The organism is Corynebacterium variabile (assembly GCF_006539825.1).
Classification (GTDB): Bacteria; Actinomycetota; Actinomycetes; order Mycobacteriales; family Mycobacteriaceae; genus Corynebacterium; species Corynebacterium variabile.
Genome location: NZ_BJNT01000009.1, coordinates 13408 through 28239 on the forward strand (window position 1 = coordinate 13408; position 14832 = coordinate 28239).

Sequence of the window (14832 nt, forward strand, 5' to 3'; positions counted from 1 at the left end):
ACCCCGCGACATCTGCACCTCGGTTCCTGCACACACAGGAGCACACGGGAACAGCCCCCGCACCCGGTACAGGGTGCGGGGGCTGTTCCACGCCAGGAGGAGACCCGCCTAGCGTCCCAGCTTCTTCTTCAGGGACGCCACGAGGCCCTTCGCCTGGCTCCGACGGTGGGCCAGACCCCACTTCGTGACAACCAGCAGGCTGTCCTTGACGAAGCTGCCGTCCAGCTTGGACTCACCGATGACCCGCTCGGTGAAGGTGATCGGCACCTCGCGGATGTCCGCGTCCGCCTGCACCGCACGCCAGGCCAGGTCGACCTGGAAGATGTAGCCGGCGTTGGACAACTCGTCAAGGTTGAACTGCTCGATGAGGCCGCGACGGTAGGCGCGGTAGCCGGCGGTCATGTCCGACAGTCCGGCACCGAGGGCCAGGGAGATGTAGAGGTTGCCGCCCTTGGACAGCACCCAGCGGGTCCAGGGCCAGTTCACGGTCTTCCCGCCCTTGACGTACCGGGACCCGATGACGAGGTCAGCACCGGCGTCCACCTGCTCCAGCAGCAGGTGGAGCTGTTCGGGGGCGTGGGAGCCGTCGGCGTCCATCTCGCAGATGACGTCGTATCCGGCGTCCAGACCCCACCGGAAACCGGCGATGTACGCGCCGCACAGGCCGCCCTTGCCGGCACGGTGCAGGACGTTGATGTGGCCGTCTGCGGCGGCCATCTCATCGGCGAGCTCTCCGGTACCGTCGGGGCTGTTGTCGTCGACGACGAGGACGTCCACCCGGTCCGGCTCTGCATCCCGCACCCGACCGATGATCAGGGGCAGGTTCTCCTTCTCGTTGAAGGTCGGGATGATGACGAGGGTTCTGTCGCTGGGGTTGGACACTGGCTACCTCTTCGTGCGCGTGCGGATGGGTGGGTTTCTGCGGGTGGAGCGGGTGGAACGGGTCGTGATGCAGGCGGCTGCGACGGCGACGGCGCCCAGGGCGACGAGGATCCACTCGACGACGGGGCCGACACGTGCAGACAACGTCTCAGTATCTCGCACCGGAACATCCGCCTGCAACAGACCCTCCCGGAAAATCGTCGTGCGCTGGTCGACGGAACCGTCGGGATTGACGATCGCGGAGACACCGGAGGTCGCGGCGACGACGACGGCACGGTCGTATTCGATCGCCCGCATCCGGTTGATCGCCAGCTGCTGGAAGGTCATGTCGGTGGTCCCGAAGGTGGCGTTGTTCGTCGGACTGGTGAAGACGGTCGCGCCGTGGTGTGCCGAATCACGGTAGGCCTCGTCGAAGGAGACCTCGTAGCAGGTGGCGACGCCGAGGGTCTCCCCCGCGGCATCCACCGTGTTGTTGCCGTCGCCCGGCTTGAAATCGCCGGCCATGTCGACGTAGGAGCTGACGTGGCGAAGCAGGTCACGCATCGGCATGTACTCGCCGAAGGGCTGGAGGTACTTCTTCACGTGCTGCTGACCGGGGCCGTCCTGCGGATCCCAGACGATGATCGCGTTGCGGGCACCGACGTCGTCACGGGTCACCGCACCGACGAGGATCGGCGCCCCGAGCTGTGCGGCGACATCCTGGATCTTGTTGTAGGCCTCCTGGTTGCGGTACGGGTCGACGTCCGAGGCGTTCTCCGGCCAGACGACCAGGTCCGGCTGGGCACGCTTCCCGGCGGCGACCTCGTCAGCGAGCTCCTGGGAGACACGGACGTGGTTGTTGAGCACCGCCTCACGCTGCGCGTTGAAGTCCAGGCCCAGCCGGGGCACATTGCCCTGGACCGCGGCGATATTGAGGGTGGGGCTGTCGTCACCGTCAGAACCGGAAGACCACACCGGTGAGACCACCGGGATCAGCAGTCCTCCGACGAGGGTCAGCGCGACGGGAACTGCGCCACTCACCCACCGCCGGTGCACCAGCAGGCTCAGCGCGTAGCCGGTGAGGACGACGGCGAAGGCGACGAGGGCGGGGCCGGCGATGCTGATCCACTGGGCCAGCGGACCGCCGAGCTGGCCCCAGGCCAGCCGGACCCAGCCGAAACCGCCGAAGGGCCAGTTGACGCGCACCCACTCCACGGCGACGTACCAGGCAGGCACGGCGAGCAGCAGCAGCGGATGGCGGGGCCACTTCCGCAGCAGGAAGGCCAGTCCGGCGCCGAGGGCGAGGCAGTACAGCGACTCCAGGAGAGACAGCCCGAGCCAGGCGATCGCGCCGACGTACTTGCCGACCCACGGCAACAGGAACAGGTAGCAGGTCAGACCCTGGATCCAGGTCAGCCACATGATCCACCGGACCGGTCGGTCCGTGCGGGTCGAGATGTGGTCGACAGTGGCGAACAGGACGCCGAGTCCCAGCGGCGCGGCCCACCACAGCCCGGTCGGCTGGTAGGACGCGAACTGGGCGATGCCGGCGACGACAGCGGCCAGCGTCAGCAGGATCAGGCGGAAGACGGTGCGCCGGTCAGGCCTGGTCCACCGGACGCCCCGGCTCACCGGTCGATTCCCGGGGTACCGCCGGTGCTGTCGTCGCCGCGCCCGTCGTCACCGGAGTCATCGTCGAACTCCGTGGACCGGTGGTCGATGATGTCGCCCCATCCTCCGGTGGAGGTGGCGTCCTCCCCCGTGGTCCTGTCGGTACCTCCCCGTCGGAAGGACGCCCCGCCGACCGTGAAGCGCTCGCCCAGGGACATGACGCGCAGGCCCAGGGAATTGCCCAGGCGGGACGCCAGCAGCGAGCGCACCGGTGGCAGCAGCAGGAACAGTCCGAGGACGAAGGTGAGGATGCCGGGGGTGACCAGCAGGATTCCGGTGATTACGGTGACTGCGATATCCGCGGTGAAGGTGTCGGTGGATTTCGAGGTCGACCGTTGGGAGGGCATGCGCGCCCGCATCCGACGGAAAGCCCCACGCGCCAGGAGGAACCCGATGAACGGGGAGAAGATGAGGATCGGGAACGCCCATCCGAAGCCGATCCACTGTCCGAGCAGGATGAAGACCACGACTTCGGCAATGAGGTAGATCAGGGGAAAGGCGCGCAGCATGCCCACCACTGTACCGGGGGGTACTAACGCCGGCGTGACCGGATACGATAGGAAAACTGATTCACAGACAATTATGACGAAAGGTCCACCAATGACCGGTCTGCGCCGCCGCAGCCTCGCCCTGACCCTTGCCGCAGCCACCGCTTTCGGTGGTGCCGTGGCCGCCCCTGCCGTCGCGGAGACGACCTCCTCCACCGTCGACAGTTCTCTTCCAGGCTCCAGCACCGGTGACCTGCCGGCCTCCTCCGCTGACGTCGAGGGTTCCGTGCAGGGCTCCCTCGATGACAACTGCGGTGGCGTGGACACCGACAACCTTGACTTCGGCGAGGTCGTCAAGTGCGGTGTTGCCGTGGTCGGTGGCGGGACCGTGCTCTTCTCGGTCCTCGCCCTGCTGCGTTCCGTGTTCTACGAGATCACCCGGTTCTGATCCGGGGCTCCCGCTCTACCGCGGCGCTCGCCGCCAGAGGAACCGCGGCACCAGGCGCATCACTGTCGCCAGCACGCCCAGAGACCGGGGCACCCACACATCGGGTGTCCCGGTTTTCAGCGCCGTGACCACGGCGTGGGCCACCACGTCCGGGGTCACCGACAGCGGTGCCGGATCCATCCCCTCGGTCATCTTCCCGATGACGAACCCCGGGCGGATGACCGTCAGCCGCACTCCGGTGCCGCGCAAGGCGTCCTGCATGCCCTGGCAGAAGCCGTCGAGCCCGGCCTTCGCCGAGCCGTAGACGTAGTTGGGACGCCGCACCCGGGCACCGGCGATCGACGAGAACGCGACCAGGTCGCCGTGTCCACGCGCCTTCATCCGCCCGGAAAGCTCCGTGAGCAGTACCGCCTGCGCGGTGAAGTCGGTGTGCAGGATGCGTGCCACTTCCCCACCGTCACGCTCGGCGAGCTCCTGGTCACCGAGGACGCCGAACGCGGCGATGGCCGTGTCAACGGCCCCGCGGGATTCGATGTCGTCGATGACGGACGCCTGGGTGTCGACATCACCGGCATCGAAGTAGATGGACTCTACGGCGCTCGCGCCAGCGGCGCGGCAGGCGTCTTCCAGCTCCGTCAGAGCCTCGGGACGCCGCGCGGCGAGGACGAGGTCGTTGCCGGACGCCAGGCGGGTGATGATCTCCCCACCGATCTCACTGGTCGCGCCGAACAGAACGATGCGGCTCATGCGGTGGCTCCTCTGTATTCTGCGGCCCCGGCCGGGACCAGGTCATGGGTGGTCAGATTGACCGGCTCGCAGCCGTCGGCGGTCATCACGACGATGTCCTCGATGCGCGCGCCCCAGTCACCCGGAATGTAGATCCCCGGTTCGATCGAGAACGCCATCCCCTCGGCCAGTGGCAGGTCGTTGCCGGCGATGATGAACGGCTCCTCGTGGCCGGACAGGCCGATTCCGTGGCCGGTGCGGTGGGTGTAGAACCTGCCGTAGCCGGCGGCGTCGATGACGTCCCGGACGACCTTGTCCAGTTCCCCGGCGGTGATGCCGGGCTTCGCGGCGTCCAGTCCGGCCTGCTGGGCCTCATGCAGGACACGGTACGCCTCGGCCCGGTCATCGCGGGCAGCATCTACCGGTCCGACGATGTAGGTGCGGGTGCAGTCCGAGTGGTAGCCGGAGTCCAGCGTCCCGCCGATGTCGATGACGACGATGTCTCCGTCCTCGATGACGCGGTCGGAGACGTCATGGTGCGGGTCAGCACCGTGCGGGCCGGAGCCGACGATGATGAAGTCCACGACCACGTGCTCGGCGAGGATGAGCCTCTCCAGGTCCTCGGCGACCTCACGCTCGGTGCGGCCGGCGCGCAGCAGGCCGGGGACCTGACGGTGCACCTCGTCGATCGCGGCCCCGGCACGGCGCAGCTCAGCGATCTCTTCCGTGTCCTTGACCATGAAGACGTCGCGCAGGACAGCGGTCGCGTTGACCGTGCTCAGACCCCGGGCCTGGAGGTTGAGCAGATGGTTCGCCGGCATCTCCCCGGAGATGGCGACAGTGGCGTCGGAACCGAGAACACCGACGGCGAGCGCGAGGGCGTCCTGCCCGTCAGTCCACGGCACGATCTCCACCCCGGCGGCCCCGGCGACACCGGTGCGCAGCGCACCGGCGTCCACCGCAGGGACGACGATGCGGCGGGTGGTCGGGGTGATGACGAGGGCGGAGAACCGCTCGTGGGTGTCGATGTCGCTGGCCAGCAGGAACCGCAGATCAGCGCCGGGGGTGAGCACCGCGGCGTCGATGTGCTGCTGCCCCAGCAGCGCGGCGACGGCGTCGAGCCGGGCGGTGTAGGTCGTCAGAGGGAACGGGACAGTCATGGTCACCCACTCTACGGCGCTGCGGTGTGCTCTACGAGTTCGCGCCGAGCTCCACCACGCCACGGCGGATCGCCGGCACCGTCTTACGTGCCGTTGCCTTCACCGAGTCCGCGTAGCCGGTGTGCTTGATCTGCTCCAGCAGGTCGATGACGCGGTTGCACCAGCGCACGAAGTCACCCGGGGTGAGCTGCGCCCCGGCCGCTTCGGCTGCCTGCAGGCAGTAGTCCAGCGGGGCTCCCGCGGTCCACTGGTGCAGGGCGGTGACGAACCCGGTCTGCGGTTCACGGGTCAGAGGCAGGCCGTGGCGTTCCTCGTCACTGACGAGCTCGCCGTGGATGCGCCCCACCGCGGTCACCGCCGCAGCCAGGGCCTCGGTCGGCACCTCGGTGGTGTGGCGTCCGGTGGCCTCACGACGGTTCTCGAAGACGACGGTCGAGACCGCCGCCGCGAGTTCCGCCGGATCCAGGTCGTCCCAGATCCCGCGGCGCAGGCACTGGGCGACCAGCAGATCCGACTCGTGGTGGATCCGGGACAGTCGGTGCCCCTCAGCGGTGACCTGCAGACCTTCGCGGTCGGCGGCGGTGACGGCCCCGCTGTACTCCACGTAGTCGAGTTCGACGAGCAGGTCGAGGATGTGGTCGAAGGTCGCCGAGAGGGTCTCGGAGTCCGGCGTGACGGCTTCCAGCTCACGGTCCAGGGTTCGGCGGGCGGCGACGACACGCTCGGCTGGACGGACCAGGTCCTCCCGGTTGCGCAGCGAATGCACCGGGTGCATGTGCACCTTGTCTCGCAGTACGGCGGCCTCGCGTGAGGAACCGCCACCGGCCTTCATCTTCAGTTTCTTCGGCCGCTCGACGCGCTGACGCCGCAGGTTGGACGCCACCGCCCGGGCATTGCGCTTCGGTGAGCGTCCGGCGTTCTTGTGAAGCTTCATGTGCCCCAGCGGCACCGGCACATTGCCGAAGGACTCGGGCGCGACCGGGCCGCACCAGCCGTCCTCGACGACGATCCAGGGTCGCGGGTGACGGTGGTCCGAATCGGAACGCACCACCACGGCGATGTCCGGGTTGTTGCCGGTCGGCAGGGCGATGATGTCCCCCACGCTCAGCGAGGACAGCAGGTTGGAGATCTCCTTCTCCCGCTGGTTGCCGGAGTCCCGCTTGGCCTTGCGTTCGGCCAGGGCCAGGTCCCGACGCAGTCCCGCGTAGGCGATGACGTCGGCGGCGGTGAGGTCGGAGTGCTGCGTGCGCAGTTCGGCGGCCAGGTCCTTCTCCAGGCCGGCGAGGTCACGGCGGTGCCTGGTCAGCTGCGTGGCCTGCTCCACCACGTGTGTCGCGGTCTGGTACTGGGCGAAGGAACGGTCCAGGATGCGCTGGGCATCCGTGTACCCCTTCGTGGCGATGAGGTTCACCGCCATGTTGTAGCCGGGCCGGAAGGTCGAGTCCAACGGGTAGGTGCGGGTGCCTGCGAGATGCGCGACGGAGTGGGGTTCGATACCACGGCTCCACAGCACCACCGCATTGCCCTGGGTGTCGATGCCGCGGCGCCCGGCACGCCCGGTGAGCTGCGTGTATTGACCGGGAGTCAGCTCGACGTGGGCCTCGCCGTTGTACTTGACGAGCTTCTCCAGCACCACCGACCGGGCCGGCATGTTGATGCCCAGGGCCAGGGTCTCGGTGGCGAAGCAGACCTTCAGCAGTCCGCGGGTGAACAGGTCCTCGACGATGTGCCGGAACGCAGGCAGCATCCCGGCGTGGTGGGCGGCGTAGCCGTTGGACAGCGCCCGTCGCCACTGACGGAACCCGAGGACGCCGAGATCGTCGGTGGGGATGTCCTGCACGCCCTCGTCGACGGTGCGCAGGATCTCGTCCCGGTCGGCGTCCGTGGTCAGCCGCACGCGGTCGACGAGGAGCTGACGGACCGCCCCGTCACAGCCCGCCCGGGAGAAGATGAAGTAGATCGCCGGCAGCATCCCGGCCGCACCCATCCGGTGCACGACATCGGTGCGCTTGGGTCCGGTGCGTCGTCCGGTCTCCTCGGCCCGTGCCGCGGCGGCGATGACCGCCCGGTTGGCCTCCTCCGGGTGCTTCGGGTCGTTCAGCGGCAGGATCTGCTTGTCGACCATCATGAACTGGTTCAGCGGCACCGGCCGGTGGGTGGTGATGATGAGGTCGGTCTCCCCGCGCACGGTGGTGAGCCAGCCGCCGAACTCCTCGGCGTTGCTCACCGTCGCCGACAGGCTGACCAGCACCACCGACGGGTCGAGGTTGAGGATGACCTCCTCCCACACCGGGCCCCGCGACGGGTCGGCGAGGAAGTGCACCTCGTCCATGACGACGTGGGTGAGGTTGTCGAGCCGGTCGGAGTCTGCGTAGACCATGTTGCGCAGCACCTCGGTCGTCATCACGACGACCGGTGCGTCCCTGTTGACGCTGACGTCACCGGTGAGCAGACCGACCTTGTCCTCCCCGTAGCGGGCGACGAGGTCGTGGTACTTCTGGTTGCTCAGTGCCTTGATCGGGGTGGTGTAGAAGCATGCGCCGCCGCGCTCCAGTGCCAGATGGACGGCGAATTCACCGACGACGGTCTTGCCTGATCCGGTGGGAGCACACACGAGGACGCCGCGTCCCGCATCGACCGCGCAGGCCGCCCGCAACTGGAAGTCGTCGAGCGGGAAGCCGTAGTCACCGGCGAACGCGGTGACCGACTCAGGAAGACCAACTGAAGATGTCATGTCGCTACCTTATCCCAAATAGGAAATTGGCCCCTTCCTAAGAGGGGGCCAGTCGGAACTCCAAAATTTAGGCAGAGTCACGGAAATTAAAGTAGTACTTCCCGTTGCTCTTGTAGCAGCTCTTGGTGATCTTGATTCCGAGAGCATCAACCTTCATCTGGTTGAACCGGCAGGAGAACCAGTTGCCGTAAGGGCCACCGCGCTTATTGGCCTTGTTGAGGCCCTGCTGGTCGATGGATCCAGTAATGGCGGCTGACAGTTCAGTTGAACTTGCAATGGACGGGGCAGAGGTGTCTGCGGCAGCCTCGCTGGCACCGGCCACTGAAAGTGTAACACCAAGTGCCAATGCGGCAGAGGCAAAGGTCTTCCGCTTCATGTGAGTCCTTTCTTCGGGTTGCGTATCAGTACTTGACTAAGAGTACGTTGTGCGGAAGCGATCGGTCAACAAAAACTTTGAATCTCTCGGCAAAACCAAAGAGAATTGCCCTAAAACAGGGGTATCCTCAGTGTGGTACCTGAGGCCTCTAAGACACAAAGTTGATGAGTCATCTATTTTTGGCACCTATCGGAAGGTTGACGCTTCGTCAAAATCGTTCGTGAGCAGTTCTAACCAGCAGTGATGCTCGGTCCGGGTTTCCCCCGTGGAACCTGAGAGGGTACCAAAAATATAGTTAAGTACATATGTAATTGGTGTGTAGGTCGTCCGACGCTTCGGCTGTGGCGGGTGCCTGGAGCGTAGCGGTTGTTGGTACCGCCGGTCCGCGGACCTGGTACCGACCTTCCGAGGGGCTGGTACCGAGTTAGCCGGCATGCTGTCCTGACTGGGACATCGACACCACCAGAGGTGTCGACGCACCCGAAGCAGGAAGGACGGCTGATGCCAGCCGACTACCGACGCATACTGACCCTGGTTGTCCAGGGCAGAAGCTACTCCACCCTGCCCGAGCACGTGAAACAAGGAGTCCTGCTCCCCGGTGCAGACGGCGGAGTCACCGATATCGACACCGAGTATGTCGCTGATATCACCGGACTGCTGGCCACCGGCAAGGCCGGGGAGTACGGCTGTGGCGGTGGTCGGTAGCCACCGGCGTGGACCTGCTGTTCCGCCTGCGCACTGATGCCAAGACCCCGGTACCGACCTTCGTGCACGAACTGGCTGACGGGTCCTGGATCGCCACGATGCAGGGCAAATCCAACGCAAAGCCTAAAGCTGCTGACCCGTTCACCGTGCGGGTGATCGACTATCGCCTGGACACAGACCCTGCTGACACGGCCGACACGGCCGACACGGCGGACTCGGTTGACAGCGATGAGCAGTCCGACCCGGTCTGCCGGTTGATGGGGTAGGTCGCCGCCGAGTCAGGCACCGACCCCAGACGGCTGTCGTTTACCGCCGCACTGCGGATCACCCGCAACACCCTTGAGCATCCGGGGTCTTCTTCCCCCCTGACGAGATGACCACGGGATCGGGGCTGTGCCCAGGTTGGGTGCAGTTCGTGCGGCGTCTTGTCAGGCGGATCAACCCGCTGCGGCGGCGATGCAACCCCGGGGTCGTCAAGCGCAAGATGTCGAACTGGCAGGAGAAACGTCCCTGCCATAGGCAACCACGTCAGCCGCCAGACACTCACCGATTCGAGGTAGTGAAGACATTAACTTAACGGTTTTGGGGCTAAAGGATGTCATCGAGGTTTGTGGAATCGTAGCGGGCGTTCAAGTCAGAGGACATTCCCGGCGGTCGTCCGGAGTCGTCCTGGAAGCGCTCCTTGCGGCTGGCGTGGACTGGTCGGGAGCTCGCGACGGGGCTCGGTGCCTTCAGATCTCCTCCGGCCGCGCCCAACGGTGCGGCCCGGCAGATCGTCGACCCTTCCTCGTCGTCCAGGTCGTCGGTGAAGAAGGCGTCCGGGGAGAACCCGGCCCGCTTCGCCCGGCGCTTGTCGTTGACCCGGGCGAACTGGGTGGCGATCTCCATCATCAGGCACAGCGAAACCGCGAGTATCACCATCGACACCGGGTCCTGACCGGGGGTCATGAATGCAGCGAAAATGAACAGGAACATGATGATGATCCGTCGCTTCTCCTTGAGCACCTGGTACGGCAGAATGCCCGCCAGGTTCAGCATCACGGTCACCAACGGAACCTCGAAGCTGACACCGAAGATGAGTAGTAGCCCCAGGGCGAAGCTCAGGTATGCTATTCCGCTTAGGGCCGATATCTGCGTATTGTCGGCGATCCCCATGAGGAACTCGAGGCCGAAGGAGAGGACGAAGTAGGCCAGCACGGCGCCGATGACGAAGAGCAGGGTGGCGACCGAGGCGAAGCCACGGGTCCAGCGCTTCTCGTTCTTCTTCAGGCCCGGGGTGATGAAGCCCCAGAGCTGCCCGAACCACACCGGGGCGGACAGTACCAGGCCAGCCAGGAAACCGACCTTCAGCCGCAGCATGAACATGTCGAAGGGAGCTGTCGCGATGAACCGACAATCGCCAAGTTCTCCTCCCAGTCGATCTTCAGCGGGTATCTTGCAGTACGGCTCCTTGAGGATGTCGCCCAGGCTCGGGGTGCCGAGCACTGAGGCGTCGTACCAGATGTAGCCGAGAATCGTGCCGACGAGCATCGCGGCCAGCGCGATGAGCAGACGGCGTCGCAGCTCCTTGAGGTGCTCGACGAGCGACATGTTCGCGCCCTCTGCCCGGGCCCGGCGTCGCGAGGTGCGCCGGGGTCGCGTGGCGCGGCCTCCGGCCTGTTCAGTGGTGGCCATTGTCGGGGTCTAGGACTCCCGGGACTCAGCGTCCTTCGCGGCGTCGTTCACCACGGAGGACGGGTCGGCGATACGGCGGGCGGCCTCGGCCTCCGGGGAGACGGCGGGGGCCTCGATGGCCGGCTTGTCGTCGTTCTTCATCTCCTTCATCTCGGCCTTGAAGATGCGCATGGAGCGGCCCAGGGAGCGTGCCATGTTGGGCAGTCGGGTCGCGCCGAAGAGCAGGAGCAGGACCACGACGATGATGAGAATCTCAACCCATCCGAGGTTACCCATGGGGTCAGTGCCTTTCATTGGGGTGACCGGACCTGTCGGACCCGGAAGTGACAGTGGTCAGACTACGCCAGTCGGCGGTAGGCGGCCAATGCAGCGGAAGATCGTTGCCCCACCCGCCCGGCAAGTGTGTCCGGGACCACGGCGGTGATCTCCGGGGCGTAGGCGAGGATGAAGCGTTCCAGCCAGGCGCCGGTGTCCGGGATCTCCACCCGGGTGCCGTCGATGTGCCACACCGGCAGGTACTCCAGCATCCACATCGCCTTCTCGGTGAGCTCCAGTTCCGCCCACTGCTCGGCTGTCCGGAACCCGAACGGGTCCTCGGCGTCGATCTCCCGGGGCAGCGCCGCGGGAGCGGGCCGGTCCAGGATCTCCACGGTGTCCATCCGGGTCACCGCGAAGCACCGCTGGTCCGCGGCTGTCTGGTCGGCGTCGGTGCGGCCCCACAGGTAACCGACACCGTCAAGGACGCTGGCCTGATCGGGGATGAGCTCTCGGGTGGTGAGACTGTCGGAGGAGACCGACAGGTAGCTGAACCGCACCCACCGACGTGCGGCTACCGCCCGGCGCAGCTGCGCGAGCACACCCGCTCCCGGGCCGGCCGGACGCACAGGGGCGACGTCCCCGGAATCTGCACCGGAATCTTCACCGGTCTCCACCAGTGCCCGCAGCCTGGTCGCCGCGGTGTCCGCATCATCCTGTTCCCCGTCGGTGAGGATGCTGGCCAGTTTCTCCAGGTTCAGCTGCAGGGTGTCGGCCTCTGCGTCCGTGAGCGCCAGGGGTCTGTCCAGCCCGAAGGTGTCGTTGAGCGTGACGCGTGCCCCGGTCACCGTGAGATCGACCAGCGAGCCCGGCAGCAGCCCGGGCAGTCCGCTCTCCTGGACCCGGGTCAGCTCCTCGGTGAGCTGCGGCACGGAGACACCGAAACGGTCCGCCGTGGTCATCAGGGAGGCGTCCGGGTGGGCACGCAGCCACGCCAGCACCGAGAGAACGCGGCGCAGCTGGATCAGGGTGCTCTTCCGGGACCCCTTCCGTGGTACGGCGCGGGTGGTCATCGGGCTCCTCCCAGGAGATCGTGGGCGCGTTCCAGACGGGCGACGATGTCGTCGACGAGGTCCGGCGGATCGAGGACGACGGCGTCCGGTGCGTAGGCGGCGGCGGTGCGTGCCAGCCAGGTCCGGTCGACCGGGCCGACGGTGAGCAGTTCGCCCTCGCCGTGGGCCACGGGGCCACCGTGGGCGTGGGCACGCAGTTCCAGTGCCCCCTCACTGCGGAAGAGGACACGGGCGGTGACCAGGGTGGACGCCGCCTCAAGTCCTTCCGTGACCAGGGCACGGACCGGCCTGTCCGGTACCGGCCAGGCACAGAACTCCTCGACGATCTCCAGTTCGGCGATACGGGAGAGCCGGAAGGTGCGCTGGGCACCCCGGTCGACGTCGAGGCCGGTGAGGAACAGCCGGCCGTCGACGGCGGCGACACCCCAGGGTTCCAGGGTGCGCTCCTGTGCGTCGGCGGTCAGCCGGGGCCAGTAGTGGAACCGCAGCCGCAGCCGGTGGTCGAGGGCGTGGCGCAGCCGACGGACATCCGTGTCGGTGAGGTCGGTGGAGTCCGGGACCGCACCGACGACCGGGGCGACGCCGTGACCGGCGTCCAGCGGACTGGCCGGGGTCAGTTTGACCACCGCAGCCTGTACCGCCTCCGCCAGGTTGTCTTCCATCGCCCAGCGCCCGGCCGCGGCGACCGCATCCCACTGCCCCGGGGTGAACTGCACGGTGGGCAGGTAGGAGGAGGCGGTGTCGAGCCGGTAGAGCTTCTCGGTCTGCCCGTCATCGTCAGGCGTGCTCTTCTCCTCCAGCCGCACACCCAGGTCGGCGAGCAGGGCCCGGTCACGTTCCAGCTGCTTACGGACCGTGTCCGGTGCCCCGGAGTAGCCGTCGACTTTGGCACCGATCCACGCTGTCGACCGGAACTTCGGCTCGTCCGACAGGGTGATCAGCAGGTTGAGGATCCGGGAGGCCGCGTCCTCCCAGTAGACCTTGACCGGTCGGTTGCGGGAACTCATGCCGGCGCCTCGGCGAGCAGGTCGGTGAGGTCGGCCAGGGCGGCGTCGATCTCGGGTGACCCGGTGCAGAACGGGTCCGGGAGCAGCAGCTCTCCCCCGCCCTCGCCGTTGACCTTCAGGCGGGTCCAGTCGACCGTCGTCTGCCGGGTGGACTCCTCGGCGGCGTGGAGGAACTTTCCGCGGACCGCGGCACGGGTCGTCGCCGGCGCCTGCTCGGTGGCGGCGAGGATCTCCGCCGGGTCGATGAGAGTCTTCGCCCGACCACGGCGCACCAGCAGGTGGAACAGGCCGCGGTCCGGATTGATGTCGTGGTAGGTCAGGTCGATCTGTGCGAGACGTGGATCGGTGATCTCCAGGTTGCCGCGCTCGGCGACCGCGTCGATGAGCGACTTCTTGATCACCCAGTCGATCTCGGTGTCCACCGGGGAGAAGTCACCGGTGCCGAAGCAGTCGAGTACGCGTCCCCACAGGTCGACGACGTCGGCGAGCTGCGAGTTCGGTGTGCCGGTGCCGTCCTCTTCCCGCTGGTCCAGCCAGTCGACGGCGGCGGCGTGGAAGGCCTGCTGGATCGCCAGTGCCGTGACAGTGCCGCCGTTGCGCAGGTCCAGCGGGGTGGAGCCGCTGAAGTCGCGGGAGATCTCCCGGATCGACCGGATCTCGTTGGACAGCTCGAAGTCCGGCAGCTCCACCCCCGCCTCGATCATTTCGAGGACCAGGAGGGCGGAGCCGACCTTCAGCGCCGTGGTGGTCTCGGACATGTTCGAGTCACCGACGATGACGTGCAGCCGGCGGTACCGGGCCGAGTCCGCATGGGGCTCGTCGCGGGTGTTGATGATCGGCCGGGAGCGTGTCGTCGCCGAGGAGACCCCTTCCCAGACATGGTCGGAGCGCTGCGAGAGGCAGAACCCCGGTCCGAAGTTCTCGTTGGGGGCACCGGGGGCCGGCACACTGATCTTCCCCGCACCGCAGATCAGCTGGCGGGTGACGAGGAAGGGCAGCAGTTGGGCGGATAGTGCCTTCAGTGGAACATCCCGGCTGACCAGGAAGTTCTCGTGGCAGCCGTAGGAGTTGCCGAGGGAGTCGGTGTTGTTCTTCAGCAGGTAGACCTTGCCGCCGATACCGCGCTCGGCGAGCGTCCGCTCACACTGCTCGGCGAGCCGGTGGAAGATGACCTCCCCGGAACGGTCGTAGGCGACCAGCTGGTGCAAGGAGTCACACTCGGCGGTGGCGTACTCGGGGTGCGCGCCGACATCCAGGTAGACGCGCGATCCGTTGCGCCAGTAGATGTTCGAACTGCGGTACCGGTCGACCACCGGGGCGAACAGGTAGCGGGCCACCTCGTCCGGGCCGAGCCTGCGGTGCGAGTCCAGGACACTGGTGATGCCGAACTCGGTCTCCAGACCGGTGATCCGGCGCGTGTGGACGGTGCTCACTCTCCGCCCTTCTGCACATAGGACTTCACGAACTCCTCGGCGTTCGACTCGAGCAGCCCGTCGATCTCGTCGAGCAGGTCGTCGGTACCGCTGACCTTGAGCTGCTCCTGCCCGGAGGCGGTGACGTCATCGGGCGTCGTGCCCTCGTCGCGTCCTCGTCCACCGTGGATCTGGCCCTGTCCGCCGCTGGTCATCTGTGAAACATCTCCCGGTTGTTCTGG

The 14832-nt window shown here is 66.9% G+C and carries 16 protein-coding genes; 3 read left to right on the top strand and 13 right to left on the bottom strand.

The annotated features are described in order from the left end of the window. Positions 1 to 108: 108 nt before the first annotated feature. The 3 genes from CVA01_RS06350 to CVA01_RS06360 are packed head-to-tail and all read right to left on the bottom strand — an operon-like array spanning position 109 to position 3041. Positions 109 to 882: a polyprenol monophosphomannose synthase gene (locus CVA01_RS06350; RefSeq protein ID WP_073884751.1), complete on the bottom strand. Its 774-nt coding sequence runs from the start codon at positions 880 to 882 to the stop codon at positions 109 to 111. A 3-nt stretch (positions 883 to 885) separates the two neighbouring features. Continuing rightward, on the bottom strand, positions 886 to 2493 hold the full coding sequence (gene lnt / locus CVA01_RS06355; protein ID WP_244938182.1) for an apolipoprotein N-acyltransferase: 1608 nt from the start codon (positions 2491 to 2493) through the stop codon (positions 886 to 888). After that, a complete protein-coding gene (locus tag CVA01_RS06360; protein ID WP_073884762.1) occupies positions 2490 to 3041 on the bottom strand; it encodes an FxsA family protein in 552 nt (183 codons plus the stop codon). The genes lnt and CVA01_RS06360 overlap by 4 nt, the downstream gene beginning before the upstream one ends. 91 nt (positions 3042 to 3132) lie before the next feature. Here CVA01_RS06360 and CVA01_RS06365 point away from each other — a divergent pair, with 91 nt between their 5' ends. After that, the gene (locus CVA01_RS06365; RefSeq protein WP_141329485.1) at positions 3133 to 3468 is read left to right on the top strand and encodes a hypothetical protein; all 336 of its coding nucleotides are present in this window, start codon (positions 3133 to 3135) and stop codon (positions 3466 to 3468) included. 15 nt (positions 3469 to 3483) lie between these two features. On the opposite strand, the gene CVA01_RS06370 is transcribed toward CVA01_RS06365, so the two are convergent. From CVA01_RS06370 to CVA01_RS06385, 4 genes are all read right to left on the bottom strand, one after another. After that, complete coding sequence (locus CVA01_RS06370) at positions 3484 to 4215, bottom strand: SDR family NAD(P)-dependent oxidoreductase (RefSeq protein WP_141329487.1); 732 nt, start codon at positions 4213 to 4215, stop codon at positions 3484 to 3486. Further along, entirely contained in the window at positions 4212 to 5354 is a 1143-nt protein-coding gene (locus CVA01_RS06375) for a M24 family metallopeptidase (protein ID WP_141329489.1), read from the bottom strand. Before CVA01_RS06375 ends, CVA01_RS06370 begins: the two co-directional genes overlap by 4 nt. 31 nt (positions 5355 to 5385) lie before the next feature. Beyond that, entirely contained in the window at positions 5386 to 8088 is a 2703-nt protein-coding gene (locus CVA01_RS06380; RefSeq protein WP_170209715.1) for a DEAD/DEAH box helicase, read from the bottom strand. 67 nt (positions 8089 to 8155) lie between these two features. Further along, entirely contained in the window at positions 8156 to 8464 is a 309-nt protein-coding gene (locus CVA01_RS06385; protein ID WP_141329491.1) for a hypothetical protein, read from the bottom strand. A gap of 501 nt (positions 8465 to 8965) precedes the next feature. Between CVA01_RS06385 and CVA01_RS06390 the strand changes: the two genes are divergently transcribed. Together CVA01_RS06390 and CVA01_RS06395 are read left to right on the top strand one after the other, a co-directional pair. Then, the gene (locus CVA01_RS06390) at positions 8966 to 9169 is read left to right on the top strand and encodes a hypothetical protein (RefSeq protein ID WP_141329493.1); all 204 of its coding nucleotides are present in this window, start codon (positions 8966 to 8968) and stop codon (positions 9167 to 9169) included. Between the two features lie 8 nt (positions 9170 to 9177). Further along, on the top strand, positions 9178 to 9435 hold the full coding sequence (locus CVA01_RS06395; RefSeq protein WP_141329495.1) for a hypothetical protein: 258 nt from the start codon (positions 9178 to 9180) through the stop codon (positions 9433 to 9435). Positions 9436 to 9757: 322 nt separating this feature from the next. Here the strand turns inward: CVA01_RS06395 and tatC are convergent, their stop codons facing one another. The 6 genes from tatC to CVA01_RS06430 all read right to left on the bottom strand — a co-directional run bounded on the left by tatC (position 9758) and on the right by CVA01_RS06430 (position 14805). Further along, positions 9758 to 10843 (bottom strand): twin-arginine translocase subunit TatC, encoded by a 1086-nt coding sequence (tatC, locus tag CVA01_RS06405; RefSeq protein ID WP_170209716.1) that lies wholly within the window; start codon positions 10841 to 10843, stop codon positions 9758 to 9760. Between the two features lie 9 nt (positions 10844 to 10852). Beyond that, entirely contained in the window at positions 10853 to 11119 is a 267-nt protein-coding gene (gene tatA, locus CVA01_RS06410) for a Sec-independent protein translocase subunit TatA (protein WP_141329499.1), read from the bottom strand. Positions 11120 to 11181: 62 nt separating this feature from the next. Then, positions 11182 to 12171, bottom strand: a complete 990-nt coding sequence (locus CVA01_RS06415; protein WP_141329501.1) for a helix-turn-helix transcriptional regulator — start codon at positions 12169 to 12171, stop codon at positions 11182 to 11184. Beyond that, positions 12168 to 13178, bottom strand: coding sequence for a helix-turn-helix transcriptional regulator (locus CVA01_RS06420; RefSeq protein ID WP_041629994.1), 1011 nt, complete (start codon positions 13176 to 13178; stop codon positions 12168 to 12170). The genes CVA01_RS06415 and CVA01_RS06420 overlap by 4 nt, the downstream gene beginning before the upstream one ends. Further along, positions 13175 to 14611 carry a Pup--protein ligase gene (pafA, locus tag CVA01_RS06425; RefSeq protein ID WP_141329503.1) on the bottom strand — a complete coding sequence of 479 codons (1437 nt, stop codon included), beginning with the start codon at positions 14609 to 14611 and terminating at the stop codon, positions 13175 to 13177. Before pafA ends, CVA01_RS06420 begins: the two co-directional genes overlap by 4 nt. Beyond that, the gene (locus CVA01_RS06430) at positions 14608 to 14805 is read right to left on the bottom strand and encodes a ubiquitin-like protein Pup (RefSeq protein WP_014009939.1); all 198 of its coding nucleotides are present in this window, start codon (positions 14803 to 14805) and stop codon (positions 14608 to 14610) included. Before CVA01_RS06430 ends, pafA begins: the two co-directional genes overlap by 4 nt. Between the last annotated feature and the right edge of the window lie 27 nt (positions 14806 to 14832).

Excerpts from the sequence above, each read along its gene's own strand:
- CVA01_RS06360 (WP_073884762.1), bottom strand. The coding sequence starts at position 3,041 with ATGCTGCGCGCCTTTCCCCTGATCTACCTCATTGCCGAAGTCGTGGTC.
- CVA01_RS06365 (WP_141329485.1), top strand. The coding sequence starts at position 3,133 with ATGACCGGTCTGCGCCGCCGCAGCCTCGCCCTGACCCTTGCCGCAGCC.
- CVA01_RS06370 (WP_141329487.1), bottom strand. The coding sequence starts at position 4,215 with ATGAGCCGCATCGTTCTGTTCGGCGCGACCAGTGAGATCGGTGGGGAG.
- CVA01_RS06375 (WP_141329489.1), bottom strand. The coding sequence starts at position 5,354 with ATGACTGTCCCGTTCCCTCTGACGACCTACACCGCCCGGCTCGACGCC.
- CVA01_RS06380 (WP_170209715.1), bottom strand. The coding sequence starts at position 8,088 with ATGACATCTTCAGTTGGTCTTCCTGAGTCGGTCACCGCGTTCGCCGGT.
- CVA01_RS06385 (WP_141329491.1), bottom strand. The coding sequence starts at position 8,464 with ATGAAGCGGAAGACCTTTGCCTCTGCCGCATTGGCACTTGGTGTTACA.
- CVA01_RS06390 (WP_141329493.1), top strand. The coding sequence starts at position 8,966 with ATGCCAGCCGACTACCGACGCATACTGACCCTGGTTGTCCAGGGCAGA.
- tatC (WP_170209716.1), bottom strand. The coding sequence starts at position 10,843 with ATGGCCACCACTGAACAGGCCGGAGGCCGCGCCACGCGACCCCGGCGC.
- tatA (WP_141329499.1), bottom strand. The coding sequence starts at position 11,119 with ATGGGTAACCTCGGATGGGTTGAGATTCTCATCATCGTCGTGGTCCTG.
- CVA01_RS06415 (WP_141329501.1), bottom strand. The coding sequence starts at position 12,171 with ATGACCACCCGCGCCGTACCACGGAAGGGGTCCCGGAAGAGCACCCTG.
- CVA01_RS06420 (WP_041629994.1), bottom strand. The coding sequence starts at position 13,178 with ATGAGTTCCCGCAACCGACCGGTCAAGGTCTACTGGGAGGACGCGGCC.
- CVA01_RS06430 (WP_014009939.1), bottom strand. The coding sequence starts at position 14,805 with ATGACCAGCGGCGGACAGGGCCAGATCCACGGTGGACGAGGACGCGAC.